Origin of the sequence: Pseudomonas sp. MF6767, assembly GCF_016405475.1 — a bacterium.
GTDB classification, from domain to species: Bacteria; Pseudomonadota; Gammaproteobacteria; order Pseudomonadales; family Pseudomonadaceae; genus Aquipseudomonas; species Aquipseudomonas paracarnis.
On record NZ_JAEKCY010000003.1, the window covers coordinates 366,609 to 381,213 of the forward strand.

The 14,605-nt window shown below is 59.7% G+C and carries 11 protein-coding genes; 10 read left to right on the plus strand and 1 reads right to left on the minus strand.

Going from position 1 to position 14,605, the window contains the following annotated elements; genetic code table 11:
- Positions 1 to 17 precede the first annotated feature (17 nt).
- From dnaE to ispD, 8 genes are all read left to right on the plus strand, one after another.
- Positions 18 to 3,539 carry a DNA polymerase III subunit alpha gene (dnaE, locus tag JFT58_RS07885; RefSeq protein ID WP_003189180.1) on the plus strand — a complete coding sequence of 1,174 codons (3,522 nt, stop codon included), beginning with the start codon at positions 18 to 20 and terminating at the stop codon, positions 3,537 to 3,539.
- Positions 3,540 to 3,668: 129 nt separating this feature from the next.
- Complete coding sequence (locus JFT58_RS07890; RefSeq protein ID WP_003189182.1) at positions 3,669 to 4,616, plus strand: acetyl-CoA carboxylase carboxyltransferase subunit alpha; 948 nt, start codon at positions 3,669 to 3,671, stop codon at positions 4,614 to 4,616.
- A 174-nt stretch (positions 4,617 to 4,790) separates the two neighbouring features.
- Positions 4,791 to 6,110 (plus strand): tRNA lysidine(34) synthetase TilS, encoded by a 1,320-nt coding sequence (tilS, locus tag JFT58_RS07895; RefSeq protein ID WP_054897993.1) that lies wholly within the window; start codon positions 4,791 to 4,793, stop codon positions 6,108 to 6,110.
- A 273-nt stretch (positions 6,111 to 6,383) separates the two neighbouring features.
- Positions 6,384 to 8,015: a CTP synthase gene (locus JFT58_RS07900; RefSeq protein ID WP_003189189.1), complete on the plus strand. Its 1,632-nt coding sequence runs from the start codon at positions 6,384 to 6,386 to the stop codon at positions 8,013 to 8,015.
- 5 nt (positions 8,016 to 8,020) lie between these two features.
- On the plus strand, positions 8,021 to 8,866 hold the full coding sequence (gene kdsA, locus JFT58_RS07905; RefSeq protein ID WP_003189190.1) for a 3-deoxy-8-phosphooctulonate synthase: 846 nt from the start codon (positions 8,021 to 8,023) through the stop codon (positions 8,864 to 8,866).
- 157 nt (positions 8,867 to 9,023) lie between these two features.
- On the plus strand, positions 9,024 to 10,313 hold the full coding sequence (gene eno / locus JFT58_RS07910; RefSeq protein WP_054897992.1) for a phosphopyruvate hydratase: 1,290 nt from the start codon (positions 9,024 to 9,026) through the stop codon (positions 10,311 to 10,313).
- Between the two features lie 171 nt (positions 10,314 to 10,484).
- The gene (ftsB, locus tag JFT58_RS07915; RefSeq protein WP_003189195.1) at positions 10,485 to 10,763 is read left to right on the plus strand and encodes a cell division protein FtsB; all 279 of its coding nucleotides are present in this window, start codon (positions 10,485 to 10,487) and stop codon (positions 10,761 to 10,763) included.
- Positions 10,760 to 11,467: a 2-C-methyl-D-erythritol 4-phosphate cytidylyltransferase gene (gene ispD / locus JFT58_RS07920; protein ID WP_054897991.1), complete on the plus strand. Its 708-nt coding sequence runs from the start codon at positions 10,760 to 10,762 to the stop codon at positions 11,465 to 11,467. Before ftsB ends, ispD begins: the two co-directional genes overlap by 4 nt.
- A 129-nt stretch (positions 11,468 to 11,596) precedes the next feature.
- Here the strand turns inward: ispD and JFT58_RS07925 are convergent, their stop codons facing one another.
- A complete protein-coding gene (locus JFT58_RS07925) occupies positions 11,597 to 12,493 on the minus strand; it encodes a LysR substrate-binding domain-containing protein (protein WP_034126841.1) in 897 nt (298 codons plus the stop codon).
- A 109-nt stretch (positions 12,494 to 12,602) separates the two neighbouring features.
- Between JFT58_RS07925 and JFT58_RS07930 the strand changes: the two genes are divergently transcribed.
- Both JFT58_RS07930 and fghA read left to right on the plus strand, forming a co-directional pair.
- Entirely contained in the window at positions 12,603 to 13,715 is a 1,113-nt protein-coding gene (locus JFT58_RS07930) for an S-(hydroxymethyl)glutathione dehydrogenase/class III alcohol dehydrogenase (RefSeq protein WP_003189203.1), read from the plus strand.
- Positions 13,716 to 13,723: 8 nt separating this feature from the next.
- Positions 13,724 to 14,569 (plus strand): S-formylglutathione hydrolase, encoded by an 846-nt coding sequence (fghA, locus tag JFT58_RS07935; protein WP_054897990.1) that lies wholly within the window; start codon positions 13,724 to 13,726, stop codon positions 14,567 to 14,569.
- Positions 14,570 to 14,605 lie beyond the last annotated feature (36 nt).

Consider the following 14,605-nt stretch of genomic DNA (forward strand, 5'->3'; position numbering starts at 1 on the left):
ATCAAGACAGGATCACTATGCCGGCTTCATTCGTTCATCTACGCCTGCACACTGAGTACTCCCTGGTCGACGGCCTGGTACGGATCAAACCGCTGGTCAAAACCCTGGTGGGCATGAACATGCCTGCGGTTGCGGTTACCGACCAGAACAACATGTGTTCCCTGGTCAAGTTCTACAAGAACGCCATGGGCGCCGGCATCAAGCCGATCTGCGGCGCCGATCTGTGGCTGTCCAACAAAGACCCGGATAACCCCCTGAGCCGCATCAGCCTGCTGGCGATGAACGGCGTGGGTTATCGCAACCTCACCGAACTGATCTCCCGTGGCTTTATCGATGGTCAGCGCAACGGCTCGATCATCATCGAGCGCGAGTGGGTGGCCGAAGCCAGCGAAGGTCTGATCATGCTCTCGGCGGCCAAAGAGGGCGAAATCGGTATCGCGCTGCTGGGCGGCAACCCTCAGGAAGCCGAAGTGCTGGCGCGTGAGTGGATGCAGGTGTTCCCAGGCCGGTTCTACCTGGAAGTCCAGCGCACCAACCGCCCCAACGATGAAGAGCATCTGCACGCTGCCGTAGCCCTGGCCGATAAGCTGGGTGCGCCGCTGGTGGCGACCAATGATGTGCGCTTTATCAAGAAAGAAGATTTCGAAGCCCACGAGACCCGCGTGTGCATCGGCGAAGGCCGTGCCTTGGATGACCCGCGCCGCTCGAAGAACTACAGCGAAGAGCAGTACCTCAAAAGCGCCGAGGAAATGGCGGAGCTGTTCAGCGACTTGCCCGAGGCCCTGGAAAACTCCGTCGAGATCGCCAAGCGCTGCAACATCGAAGTGAAGCTGGGCAAACACTTCCTGCCCAACTTCCCGATTCCCGATGGCATGACCATCGACGAATACTTTCGCAAAGTGTCGTTCGATGGCCTGGAGGAACGCCTCAGCGTCCTGCTGCCCAAGGACACCACCGAGGACTACGAAGCCAAGCGCCAGGTGTATGTCGATCGGTTGAATTTCGAGCTGGATATCATTATCCAGATGGGGTTCCCCGGTTACTTCCTGATCGTAATGGACTTTATCCAGTGGGCCAAAAACAACGGTGTACCGGTAGGCCCTGGTCGGGGGTCAGGTGCTGGCTCGCTGGTGGCCTACGTACAGAAGATCACCGACCTTGACCCGCTTGAATATGACCTGCTGTTCGAACGGTTCCTGAACCCGGAACGGGTTTCCATGCCCGACTTCGACGTCGACTTCTGCATGGATGGCCGTGACCGCGTGATTGAGTACGTGGCCGAAAAATACGGTCGCAACGCGGTAAGTCAGATCATCACCTTCGGCTCCATGGCCGCCAAAGCGGTAATCCGCGACGTGGCGCGGGTGCAGGGCAAGTCCTACGGTTTGGCGGACCGCCTGTCGAAGATGATCCCGTTCGAAGTCGGCATGACCCTGGAAAAAGCCTACGAGCAGGAAGAAATCCTGCGCGACTTCATCAAGGTCGATGAAGAAGCCGCCGAAATCTGGGACATGGCGCGCAAGCTCGAAGGCGTGGTGCGTAACGTCGGTAAACACGCCGGTGGTGTGGTTATTGCGCCGACCAAGCTCACCGACTTTTCGCCGATCTATTGCGATGAAGAAGGCGACGGCCTGGTCACCCAGTTCGACAAGGACGACGTGGAGGCCGCCGGCCTGGTGAAGTTCGACTTCCTCGGCCTGCGGACCCTGACGATCATCGACTGGGCACTCAAGACCATCAACCGCGACCGTGCCAAGGTCGGCGAAGAGCCGCTGGATATCGCGTTTATCCCGCTGGACGACAAGCCGACGTACAGCCTGCTGCAAAAAGCCGAAACCACCGCAGTGTTCCAGCTTGAATCCCGGGGCATGAAGGAGCTGATCAAAAAGCTCAAGCCCGACTGCCTGGAAGACTTGATCGCACTGGTGGCCCTGTTCCGTCCGGGCCCGCTGCAATCGGGCATGGTGGATGACTTCATCAACCGTAAACACGGCCGGGCCGAGCTGGCTTACCCGCATTCCGACTATCAGTATGAAGGCCTCAAGCCCGTACTGGCGCCGACCTACGGCATCATCCTGTACCAGGAACAGGTGATGCAGATCGCCCAGGTGATGGCCGGCTACACCCTCGGCGGTGCGGACATGCTGCGTCGCGCCATGGGTAAGAAAAAGCCCGAGGAAATGGCCAAGCAGCGCGGCGGTTTCATTGAAGGTTGCGCGACCAACAATATTGATGCCGACCTGGCCGGTAACATCTTCGACCTGGTAGAAAAGTTCGCCGGTTATGGCTTCAACAAATCCCACTCCGCCGCCTATGGCCTGGTATCGTACCAGACCGCCTGGCTGAAAGCCCACTACCCGGCACCGTTCATGGCGGCGGTACTTTCGGCGGATATGCACAACACCGACAAGGTCGTGACCTTGATCGAGGAAGTGCGCACCATGAAGCTGCGCCTCGACGCGCCGGACGTGAACGCTTCGGAGTTCAAGTTCACGGTGAACGACGAAGGCCGCATCATCTATGGCCTTGGCGCGATCAAAGGCGTGGGCGAAGGCCCGGTCGAGGCCATTACCGAAGCGCGTCAGGACGGGCCGTTCAAGGACCTGTTCGACTTTTGCGCACGCGTTGACCTCAAGCGCATCAACAAGCGTACCCTCGATGGCCTGATCCGCAGCGGCGCACTCGACCGTCTTGGCCCGTATTTTCATGATGAGCCGAAGGCTTACCAGGCCAATATCGACCGCAACCGTGCGGTGTTGCTGACCGCCATGGAAGAGGCGATCAAGGCCGCCGAACAGACCGCCCGTACCCATGACAGCGGCCACGCCGACCTGTTTGGCGGGCTGTTCGTCGAAGAAGATGCGGATGTCTACGCGAATCACCGCAAGGCCAAGGAGCTGACTCTGAAGGAGCGCCTCAAGGGTGAAAAAGACACCTTGGGCCTGTACCTCACTGGCCACCCGATTGACGAGTACGAAGGCGAAATCCGCCGTTTTGCCCGCCAGCGCATCATCGACCTGAAGCCGGCGCGGGATACCCAGACCGTCGCCGGTATGATCATCGCCCTGCGGGTGATGAAAAATAAGAAGGGCGACAAGATGGGCTTCATCACCCTCGATGACCGCTCGGGCCGCATCGAAGCGTCATTGTTTGCCGACGCGTTTCACTCCGCCCAATCGCTGTTGCAGACCGACGCCATGGTGGTGGTGGAAGGGGAGGTCAGCAATGATGACTTCTCCGGTGGCCTGCGCCTGCGCATCAAGCGCGTGATGAGCATGGAAGACGCCCGCACCAACCTGGCCGAAAGCCTGCGCCTGAAGGTCAAGACCGAAGCGCTTAAAGGTGATCAGCTACGCTGGTTGGGTGACCTGCTAAAACGCCATCGTGGCGCATGCCCGGTGACCATGGAGTACACCGGCAGCGATGCCAAGGCCATGTTGCAGTTTGGTGAGACGTGGCGAATTGATCCCGCTGATGGCTTGATTCAAGCTTTGCGTGACCAGTTCGGGCGAGACAACGTCTTCCTCCAATACCGTTGACGGTCATATAGATCTGATCTCGACTAAACATTTAATCTCGACCTAAACGCGCCTCTCCCTTAAGGTAGGGCGCGAATAGACAACCGGCTGGCCAGGCACCCCTTGGCCGTCGACCCAAGACGGACGCTTATGAACCCGAATTTTCTTGATTTCGAACAGCCGATCGCTGACCTGCAAGCCAAGATCGAAGAGCTGCGCCTGGTCGGCAATGACAATTCGCTGAACATCGGTGATGAAATCGCTCGCCTGCAAGACAAGAGCAGCACGCTCACCGAAGACATCTTCGGCAAGCTGACCAGCTGGCAGATCGCGCGCCTGGCTCGCCATCCGCGCCGTCCCTACACCCTGGACTACATCGAACACATCTTCACCGAGTTCGACGAGTTGCACGGCGACCGTCACTTCTCCGACGACGCAGCCATCGTGGGCGGCATCGCTCGCCTGGACGACCAGCCGGTGATGGTGATCGGTCACCAGAAGGGCCGTGAAGTGCGCGAGAAAGTACGCCGCAACTTCGGTATGCCGCGCCCGGAAGGCTATCGCAAGGCGTGCCGCCTGATGGAAATGGCCGAGCGCTTCAAGATGCCGATCCTGACCTTCATCGACACGCCGGGTGCCTACCCGGGTATCGACGCCGAAGAGCGCAACCAGAGCGAAGCGATTGCCTGGAACCTGCGCGTCATGGCGCGCCTGAAAACCCCGATCATCGCCACTGTGATTGGTGAAGGTGGTTCCGGCGGTGCCCTGGCCATTGGTGTCTGCGACCAACTGAACATGTTGCAGTACTCGACCTACGCGGTGATCTCGCCGGAAGGTTGTGCCTCGATCCTGTGGAAAACCGCCGAAAAGGCGCCGGACGCTGCCGAAGCCATGGGTATCACCGCCGATCGCCTCAAAGGCCTGGGTATCGTGGACAAGGTCATCGCCGAGCCACTGGGCGGCGCCCACCGTGACCCGGCTGCCGCTGCTGCGACCATCCGTGCCGAGTTGGGATCGCAACTGGCGATGCTCAAGAAGCTGGATAACGAAGCGCTGCTGGCTCGTCGTTATGAGCGCCTGATGAGCTACGGCCTCTAAGCCGACGCTGTACCCAATGCGGGAGCCGGCTTGTGTGGGAGCTGGCTTGCCGGCGATAGCATCACCTTGGTATCACTGATACCTCGAGGTGCCTGCATCGCGGGCAAGCCCGGCTCCCACATTTGTTTTGTGTATGCTGACGGACGTATTCAAGCTTTGCGGCGGTGACGTGTGATGAAACCAACCCTGCCGGCCACACTCCTGCACACCCTGGCCGACTGGCGCAACGCGCCGGCCTGGCATATCGCATTCTCCGGCGGTCTCGACTCCACCGTTCTGCTGCACCTCCTGGCCTCATTGGCCAAAATCGAAAATCTGCCTCCTGTCAGCGCCGTCCATGTCCACCATGGCCTGCAAGCTGCTGCCGATGCTTGGCCCTCTCATTGCCAATCGGTCTGCGACAGCCTGGGCGTACCTTTGCGCGTCATGCGCGTGCAGGTCAGTGAGGGTGCGAGCCTTGAACGTGCGGCCCGCGAGGCGCGCTACCAAGCGTTCATGCAGGTCCTAGGGGGGGGGGAGGTGCTTTTCACTGGCCAGCATCGCGACGATCAAGCCGAAACCCTGCTGTTTCGCCTGCTGCGTGGCGCCGGTGTAAGAGGGCTGGCGGCTATGCCTGAGCATCGCCCCTTGGCGCAGGGGTGCTTGGTGCGGCCGTTGCTGGCATTTTCCCGTAGCGACCTGGAAGCCTACGCCCATCAGCATCAGTTGCAGTGGATCGACGACCCCTCCAACGTTGATCCACGGTTTTCCCGCAATTACCTGCGTCACCACGTACTTCCCACGCTGACGAAACGCTGGCCACAGGCGATCACCCACTTGGCTCGCACGGCTGAACACATGGCTGAGGCGCAAGGGCTGCTCGACGAATTGGCGATGATGGACCTGCAGCGCGCCGATCAGCCTTCTGCGTTTCCCTGGTTGCCTCTGCCGTCCCTGGCGCTTGAACCATTGCGCGAGCTATCCGATGCCCGCCAGCGTAACGCCCTGCGGCATTGGCTCACGCCACTGACCCGTTTACCCGACAGCGACCACTGGGCCGGTTGGCATGCCCTGCGCGATGCCAAGAGCGACGCACAGCCTCTGTGGCGCCTGGCCGACGGCCAAATGCAGCGTAGCGGTGAACGCATCTGGTGGTTGCCCTCAACATGGTCGGAGTTTTCCGACGCATCGGTGAGCTGGCCCGATCCGCAAGATCCACTAAAGTTAACGGGCAATGGTCAACTGAGGTTTATCGGCAAGGCCCCCGAAGGCCCGCTGGAGGTGCGTTATCGCCAGGGTGGCGAAATCATCGACGTAGCGGGCCGAGGCCGGCGGAATCTCAAGCGTCTGCTGAATGAAAGCGGCATGCCGGGTTTCGCCCGTGGCAGATTGCCGCTGGTCTATCGGGGCGAGCAATTGCTGGCTGTGCCAAGCGTTGCGGGGGCATGGTCCAGGTCGGTGGGTGAGGTGCAATTGGATTGGTTGCCACAGACCTGCGATCAAGGTTTGAGCTGATAGCGCCTTTCCGGTAGACTACGCTCCCTTCTTGATACAACTTCTGTGGATTCGCCTGAATCGCAGTCGTTGCCGATTACCAAGCAGTCTTTGCTGGGCGATTCCAAAAAATGTGTAGCGATCAACGTACCGGTGTTTCATTGCTGGTCTGTCACAACGCGGCGGTTTTTTTGAAAGGTGCACTGTGATTAATGCAGGTGATCGGGGGCTTCGGCCTTCCTTCGCTTTCCCCGGCGGCTCGGACCGCTTTAACGCAGACTTCTAGGGTTTTTCATGACGCGCTACATATTCGTCACGGGCGGTGTTGTTTCTTCATTGGGGAAAGGCATTGCCTCCGCTTCATTGGCGGCCATCCTGGAGGCGCGGGGACTTAAGGTCACCATGCTCAAGCTGGACCCGTACATCAACGTCGACCCGGGCACCATGAGCCCGTTCCAGCACGGTGAAGTGTTCGTCACCCACGACGGCGCCGAGACCGACCTGGACCTGGGCCACTACGAGCGGTTCATCCGCACGACCATGACCCAGAACAACAACTTCACCACCGGCCGTGTCTACGAGCACGTGCTGCGCAAGGAGCGCCGTGGTGACTACCTGGGTGCAACCATCCAGGTGATCCCGCACATCACCGACGAAATCAAGCGCCGCATCATCAAGGGTGCAGGCGATGCCGACGTGGCCATGGTCGAGATCGGTGGCACCGTGGGTGACATCGAGTCCCAACCGTTCCTCGAGGCCATCCGCCAGTTGCGTTTCGAAGTCGGCGCCAAGCGCGCGATGCTGATGCACCTGACATTGGTGCCGTACATCGCCACTGCCGGCGAAACCAAAACCAAGCCTACCCAGCACTCGGTCAAGGAACTGCGTTCCATCGGCCTGCAGCCGGATGTGCTGGTATGCCGCTCCGATCACCCGATCGACATTTCCTCGCGTCGCAAGATTGCGCAGTTCACCAACGTTGAAGAGCGTGCGGTGATTGCCCTGGAAGACGCCGACACCATCTACAAGATCCCGGGCATCCTGCATTCCCAGGGGCTGGATGATTTTGTGGTCGAGCGTTTCGGCTTGCAGTGCGGCGGTGCAGACCTGTCCGAGTGGGAAGCGGTTGTCGACGCCAAGCTCAACCCAGAGCATGAAGTCACCATCGCCATGGTCGGCAAATACATGGAACTGCTGGACGCGTACAAGTCGCTGATCGAAGCCATGAGCCACGCCGGTATCAGCAACCGTACCAAGGTCAACCTGCGCTACATCGACTCCGAAGACATCGAGAACCAGGGCACCGCGCTGCTCGAAGGTGTTGACGCTATCCTCGTTCCCGGCGGTTTCGGCCTGCGTGGTGTGGAAGGCAAGATCACTGCCGTGCAGTACGCCCGTGAAAACAAGGTGCCGTACCTGGGTATCTGCCTGGGCATGCAAGTGGCCGTTATCGAGTTCGCCCGTAACGTGCTGGGCTGGAAAGACGCCAACTCCACTGAGTTCGATCACAGCAGCGGCCATCCGGTCGTGGGTCTGATCACCGAGTGGGAAGACGCCACTGGCGCCGTTGAAACCCGTACCGAAACGTCCGACCTGGGCGGCACCATGCGCCTGGGTGCACAGGATTGCCTGCTGGAAGCTGGCTCGCTGGTACACGACTGCTACGGCAAGGATGTGATCGTCGAGCGTCACCGCCACCGCTATGAAGTGAACAACAACCTGCTGCCGCAGATCAAAGAAGCTGGCCTGAAAATCTCCGGCCGCTCCGGTGATGGCAAGCTGGTTGAAGTGGTCGAGGCACCGGATCATCCGTGGTTCGTGGCTTGCCAGTTCCACCCGGAGTTCACCTCGACGCCGCGCGACGGTCACCCGTTGTTCAGTGGTTTCGTCAAAGCAGCACTGACGCAACATCAGAAGAAGGCGTAAACCTGATGGCCCAGAAGATCATTCGCGTAGGCGACATCGAGATTGCCAACGACAAGCCCATGGTGCTGTTCGGCGGCATGAACGTGCTGGAAAGCCGTGACATGGCGATGCAGGTGTGTGAGGAGTACGTGCGGGTCACCCAGAAACTGGGTATCCCTTACGTCTTCAAGGCCAGCTTCGACAAGGCCAACCGTTCGTCCGTGACCTCCTATCGCGGCCCGGGCCTTGAAGAAGGCATGCGGATCTTCCAGGACATCAAGCAAGCCTTCGGCGTGCCGATCATAACCGACGTCCACGAGCCTGAGCAGGCTGCCGTGGTCGCCGAGGTGTGCGACATCATCCAGTTGCCGGCCTTCCTGTCGCGCCAGACCGACCTCGTAGTCGCCATGGCCAAGACCGGCGCGGTGATCAACATCAAGAAAGCCCAATTCCTCGCTCCTCAGGAGATGAAACACATCCTGAGCAAATGCGTGGAAGCCGGTAACGACCAGTTGATCCTTTGCGAGCGGGGTTCGAGCTTCGGCTATAACAACCTCGTGGTGGACATGCTCGGTTTCGGCATCATGAAACAGTTCGAATACCCAGTGTTCTTCGACGTGACCCACGCGCTGCAAATGCCCGGTGGTCGTTCGGACTCCGCTGGCGGGCGCCGTGCCCAGGTGACGGACCTGGCCAAGGCGGGCATGAGCCAGTCCCTGGCGGGCCTGTTCCTTGAAGCCCACCCAGACCCGGACAACGCCAAATGTGATGGCCCATGCGCCCTGCGCCTGGACAAGCTGGAGCCATTCCTGGCCCAACTCAAGCAGTTGGACGAGCTGGTCAAGAGTTTTCCGACGGTAGAGACCGCGTAACTGGCATTTCTCCGGTAGAATTTCCCACGCTTTACGCTCAGGCCCCCGGGCCTGAGCCTTGTCGTCTGCAAGCCTGCCCCGTTGTTCCACCCTTGCGGTCGGTCAAAAGATTTCCTTCAGCTGCGTCGTTTTCGTCAACTTTGGAGTGTTTACAACAATGGCAAAAATCGTCGACATCAAAGGTCGTGAAGTTCTCGACTCCCGTGGCAACCCCACCGTCGAAGCCGACGTGCTTCTCGATAACGGCATCATCGGCAGCGCCTGCGCGCCGTCCGGTGCTTCCACCGGTTCGCGCGAAGCGCTGGAACTGCGTGATGGCGACAAGAGCCGTTATCTGGGCAAGGGTGTACTCAAGGCTGTAGCCAACATCAACGGTCCGATTCGTGACCTGTTGCTGGGCAAGGACCCGCTGGACCAGAAAGCCCTGGACCACGCGATGATCAAGCTCGACGGCACTGAAAACAAAGGCAGCCTCGGCGCCAACGCCATCCTCGCGGTATCCCTGGCCGCCGCCAAGGCAGCAGCCCAGGACCAGGACCTGCCGTTGTACGCACACATTGCCAACCTGAATGGCACTCCGGGCGTCTACTCGATGCCGGTGCCGATGATGAACATCATCAACGGTGGCGAGCACGCGGATAACAACGTCGACATCCAGGAATTCATGGTGCAGCCAGTGGGCGCCAAGTCCTTCTCCGAAGGCCTGCGCATGGGCACCGAGATTTTCCATCACCTCAAGGCTGTACTGAAGGCCCGTGGCCTGAGCACTGCCGTGGGTGACGAAGGTGGTTTCGCTCCGAACCTGGCCTCCAACGAAGATGCACTGAAAGTCATCTCCGAAGCAGTGGCCAACGCTGGCTACACGCTGGGTACCGACGTGACCCTGGCCCTGGACTGCGCCGCCAGCGAATTCTATGAAGACGGCAAGTACAACCTGTCCGGCGAAGGCCAGGTGTTCGACTCCGAAGGCTTCGCTGAATACCTCAAAGGCTTGACCCAGCGCTACCCGATCATCTCGATCGAAGACGGCCTGGACGAGTCCGACTGGGATGGCTGGAAAATCCTCACCGACAAGATCGGCGAAAAAATCCAGCTGGTGGGTGATGACCTGTTCGTGACCAACACCAAGATCCTGAAAGAAGGCATCGACAAGAAGATCGCCAACTCGATCCTGATCAAGTTCAACCAGATCGGCACCCTGACCGAAACCCTGGAAGCCATCCAGATGGCCAAGGCCGCGGGCTACACCGCCGTGATCTCCCATCGCTCCGGCGAAACCGAAGATTCCACCATTGCCGACCTGGCCGTGGGTACTTCGGCGGGCCAGATCAAGACCGGTTCCCTGTGCCGTTCCGATCGCGTTTCCAAGTACAACCAATTGCTGCGCATCGAAGAGCAATTGGCAGGTAAAGCCAAGTACAACGGTCGCGGCGAATTTCGCGGCTGAACAGTAAATGGTAAAAAGTCGGCGGATTGCGTCGGAAATCTCACGAAAATGTGAATTTCGGCGCTAATCTGCTGACTGACAAGCGCAAGCCTGGGTTTTCCAGGCTTTGTGCTATCAGTTGCTGCAAAAGGTTTGCATGACTGTCTTTATTCAATGGATACCCGGATTTCGATGCGCAGTCCCAATTGGTTGTTCCTCGTCTTGCTCTTGTTGCTGGCTGGCCTGCAGTACCGCCTATGGGTCGGTAATGGCAGCTTTGCGCAGGTGGAAGAGTTGACCCAGCAAATTGCCGACCAGCGTGCCGAAAACGAACGCCTGCTGGAGCGCAACCGTGTCCTGGACGCTGAAGTGCTTGAGCTGAAAAAAGGCACGGAGACCGTTGAAGAGCGGGCTCGTCACGAATTGGGCATGGTCAAGGAGGGCGAGACCCTCTACCAGTTGGCCCAATGAGCCACGATTTACCGGCCTTCTGGGCCGTGATTCCTGCCGCGGGCGTCGGTGCCCGTATGGCCGCAGACCGTCCCAAGCAGTACCTGCAACTGGGCGGGCGCACTATTCTCGAACACAGCCTCGGCTGTTTTCTCGACCACCCACGCCTCAAGGGCCTGGTGGTCAGTCTTGCAATTGACGATCCTTATTGGCCCACCTTGGCATGCGCCACTGACCCGCGTATACAGCGTGCCGACGGGGGCTCGGAACGTTCCGGCTCGGTACTCAATGCGCTGCTGCAACTCAACGCTCTGGGCGCCAGTGATGAAGACTGGGTGTTGGTGCATGACGCTGCGCGGCCTAACCTGAGCCGTGATGACCTCGACAAATTGTTGGCGGAACTGGCTGACGATCCGGTAGGCGGCCTGCTGGCGGTGCCGGCGCGCGACACCCTCAAGCGTGTCGACAAGCACGGCCGTGTGGTGGACACCATTGATCGCAGCCTGATCTGGCAGGCTTATACACCGCAGATGTTCCGCCTGGGCGCCTTGCATCGCGCCTTGGCCGACAGCCTGGTGGCCGATGCGGTGATCACCGATGAAGCGTCGGCCATGGAATGGTCTGGGCAGGCACCGCGCCTGATCGAAGGGCGTTCGGACAATATCAAGGTGACTCGGCCGGAAGACTTGGAGTGGTTGAAGTTGCGCTGGGCTAACCGGCGGTAACCCGTCAGACCGAATCTGCTTCATCGCAGGCAAGCCAGCTCCCACATTTGATCGCTGCCACATCAAACAACACGTCCAACTGTGGGAGCCGGGCTTGCCCGCGATGAGGCCGGTGCAGACCACCTCAATTCAATGCTTGTACTCCGGCCTCTGCGCCAATCCCACCTTCAAGAAATCCACCAGCTTCCTCACCTTCGGCGACAAATGCCGCTGCTGCGGATACAGCGCCCACACGGCGGTATTCGGCGGTTGATGAGCCTGCAGCAGCGACACCAACGCCCCGCTGTGCAGATGCTCCAGCACGTAGTAATCCGGCAACTGGCACAAGCCCATGCCTTGCAACGCGGCATCCAACACCGCTTGCCCACTGTTGCAGCGCCAATTGCCTTGCACACGCTGGGAAAATTCCCGCCCATCCTGGGCCATTTGCCAGATATCCGAGCTGCCAATCAGACAGTTATGCCGGCTCAACTCCGACAAGCTGTGTGGCCGACCGTACCGTTCGAGGTAGGAGGGGGAGGCGCACAGGTACATGCGCCGAGGCGCCAGACGGCTGGCGACCATGCGCGAGTCTTGCAGGCGTCCCAGGCGGATGGCCAGGTCGAGGCCTTCATGGACCAGGTCCAGCGAGCGGTTGGTCAACTCGATGTCCACGCGCAGTTGCGGATAGTGCGCCATGAACCGCGTCACCAGCGGCACGATAAAACGTTCGCCATAGGCCACGGCGCAGGTCATGCGCAACATGCCCTTGGGTTCGCTGGTCAGGTCGCCCACCGCCCGCAACGCTTCCTCGCGACCGTCCTGCAGGCGTTGGCAGTGCTGCAGGAAGGTCTGACCGGCTTCGGTCAAGGTCACCTTGCGCGTACTGCGGTACAGCAATCGGGTTTGCAGGCGTTCTTCAAGACGCGCCACTTGCCGGCTGACATGGGATGAAGACACCCCCAGCCGTTCGGCCGCCGCCGTGAACTGGCTGCATTCGGCCACCGCGACAAACTCGTCAATGCCTTCCCAGCGGTTCTCCAGCATGGTGATTGTCCCTGTACAGCAATAATGTTTTGCTTTGGTCCGGATTATTCATCAATGGGTGATGATTTACACTCACCGTCTCAGTTTTTAACCCGATGGAGAAACCCGGATGATCAAGTCCCGTGCCGCCGTAGCCTTCGAAGCCAAGAAGCCCCTTGAGATTGTTGAAGTGGATGTCGCCATGCCCAAGGCTGGCGAGGTGCTGCTGCGGGTAGTTGCGTCCGGCGTGTGCCACACCGACGCCTACACCTTGTCGGGCGCCGACCCGGAAGGCATTTTTCCGTCGATCCTCGGCCATGAAGGCGGTGCAGTGGTGGAAGCCATTGGCGAGGGCGTGACTTCGGTCGCTGTGGGCGATCACGTGATCCCGCTGTACACCCCGGAATGCGGCAAGTGCAAGTTCTGCCTGAGTGGCAAGACCAACCTGTGCCAGGCCATCCGCGCCACGCAGGGCAAGGGCTTGATGCCGGATGGCACCACGCGTTTCTCCTACAAGGGCCAGCCGATTTTCCACTACATGGGCACCTCGACGTTCTCCGAGTACACCGTGCTGCCGGAAATCTCCGTGGCCAAGATTCCTAAAGAAGCGCCGTTGGAAAAAGTCTGCCTGCTCGGTTGCGGTGTCACTACCGGTATCGGTGCGGTGATCAACACTGCCAAGGTCAAACCGGGCGACACCGTGGCCGTCTTCGGTCTGGGCGGCATTGGTCTGTCGGCGATTATCGGTGCAGTCAAGGCCAAGGCCGGGCGCATCATCGCCATCGATATCAACCCAGCCAAGTTCGAAATCGCCAAGCAACTGGGTGCTACCGACTGCATCAACCCGAAAGACTACGACCGCCCAATCCAGGATGTGATCGTGGATTTGACCGACGGCGGCGTGGACTTTTCCTTCGAGTGCATCGGCAACGTACAACTGATGCGTGCGGCTCTTGAGTGCTGCCACAAAGGCTGGGGCGAGTCGGTGATCATCGGTGTGGCCGGTGCTGGCCAGGAAATTGCCACTCGCCCATTCCAACTGGTCACCGGGCGCGTCTGGCGTGGGTCGGCGTTTGGTGGCGTGCGCGGTCGTACCGAATTGCCAAGCTACGTGGAAATGGCCCAGACCGGTGAAATCCCGCTGGACACCTTCATCACCCACACCATGGGCCTGGAAGATATCAACAAAGCGTTTGACCTGATGCATGAAGGCAAGAGCATTCGTACCGTCATTCACTTCTGAGGTCGGCCATGAGTCTGGAAAACCTGTCATGCCAGAAGAGCTTCGGCGGCTGGCATAAACGCTACAAGCATCATTCGGATGTGCTCGGTTGCGACATGACCTTCGCGGTCTATCTGCCGCCGCAAGCAGAGCAGGGCGGTAAATTACCGGTGCTGTATTGGCTGTCCGGTCTGACCTGTACCGATGAGAACTTCATGCAGAAAGCCGGCGCCCAGCGCATGGCCGCCGAGTTGGGCTTGATCATCGTTGCACCGGACACCAGCCCCCGTGGCCCCGGTGTGCCGGACGATCCGGACAACGCCTGGGATTTTGGCCTCGGCGCCGGCTTCTACCTCAATGCCACCCAGGAACCCTGGGCCAAGCACTATCGGATGCATGACTACGTGGTACAGGAGTTACCGGCCTTGGTGGAAGCGCATTTCCCTGCGTCGGATAAGCGCGGCATCAGCGGCCACTCCATGGGCGGTCACGGTGCGCTGGTCTGCGCGCTGCGCAACCCTGGACGTTACCTGTCGGTGTCGGCGTTTTCGCCGATCAACAACCCGATGGACTGCCCATGGGGTCAGAAAGCCTTTTCCCGTTATTTGGGTGAAGAGCGCTCTAAGTGGCGTGAATGGGATGCGTGCGTGCTGATCAGCGAAGCCTCGGAAAAGCTGCCGCTGTTGGTGGACCAGGGCGATCGCGACGATTTCCTCGCCGTTCAGCTCAAGCCCGAAGCCCTGCTGCAGGCGGCCAAGGCAGCCAACCATCCGCTGGAACTGCGCCTGCAGCCTGGCTACGACCACAGCTACTTTTTCATCGCCAGCTTCATTGAAGACCATTTGCGTCATCATGGGCGTGCTTTGCTCGGTTAATCTGAGGCAAAAGTAGGTAGAATCACGCCCTGAATT